We start from the raw sequence: 1150 nt of genomic DNA on the forward strand, positions 1-1150 counted from the left end.
AAAAGGTTACCACGCACAAGGGAAAAGGTTACTACACACAAGGGAAAAGGTTACCACGCACAAGGGAAAAGGTTACTACACACAAGGGAATGGTTACCACGCACAAGGGAAAAGGTTACCATATAACAGGTTAGGTGTACTTTTTTAAAAAAGTATTGTACACCTTTATTTTTTGAGCTATATTTGTTGTACTTTAAATATTAATGGATAAATTACGATGTGTTTAATGTGACTAAAAAAACAAAAATTAGGCATAGAAATGGTATTAATAAAACTTTTGCTTCAATGCCCCTTGCTGCTAGGAGAATTCTATTTTTGATCATGTCACAGATTGATCCCAAGCATTTGATTAAGGAAGGGCAAATATTTGAAATATCGGCAAAGGATTATTCGCGGGTATGTAATATTGATATTAATACTGCTTACGAACAGTTAAAGAGTGGTGCTCGTCTACTGCATAAGCAATCTATGGAAATACCACAGGAAGAATTATTAAAAGCTTTTGCTAGACGACCAAGTGAATTTCTTGAAAGTGAAAAGAATTGGCGAGGAATGCGTTTATTACATATAACTGATTCTTGTAGTTATATTGATATGGAAGCTGTTGTTCAGATTAGGTTTAGTCGGCAAATGGAACCATACATATGTATGATCGAAAAAGATTTTACCACACAAATTCTTTTGTCATCAGTTAGGATAAGCGACACTAATGCAAGTAATTTATATCAATTACTGAGAAAAAATATAAGTTCAGGTAAGAAGAAATATTTTGAAACATCAATAGATAATTTAAAAATAGAATTGGGTGTAGAGAAAGTTAAAACATACAATGAATTTAAATATTTTAAAAATAAATTTATAGAAAGATCAATCAAAAAAATTATTGAAATTACCGAATTTAGAAAGATAAAGATGGAAATATCTGAAAGAAAAGGTAAAAAAGCTCATAAAGTAATAATTAGTTATGAATACGATGATTTTTAAATAACGCCCTACGCCAGTGTATCACCACTGACATAGAGCTAACCCAAAACCTACATAGTCTAGGAGTTGAGCTATGCGAAATAGTACGCATATTGCACGCATAATGAAAGCGTGTGACATATCAATCGAGCAGCTTTTGAGCTTTGCTCTCACATCAAAACACCTT

Annotated in this window: 1 protein-coding gene; it reads left to right on the plus strand. The window is 32.2% G+C overall.

Going from position 1 to position 1150, the window contains the following annotated elements:
- The first annotated feature begins 228 nt into the window (after positions 1 to 228).
- On the plus strand, positions 229 to 984 hold the full coding sequence (locus tag G468_RS22045; protein ID WP_162143450.1) for a replication initiation protein: 756 nt from the start codon (positions 229 to 231) through the stop codon (positions 982 to 984).
- The last annotated feature ends 166 nt before the right edge of the window (positions 985 to 1150 follow it).

Source organism: Arsenophonus nasoniae DSM 15247 (assembly GCF_000429565.1).
GTDB classification, from domain to species: domain Bacteria; phylum Pseudomonadota; class Gammaproteobacteria; order Enterobacterales; family Enterobacteriaceae; genus Arsenophonus; species Arsenophonus nasoniae.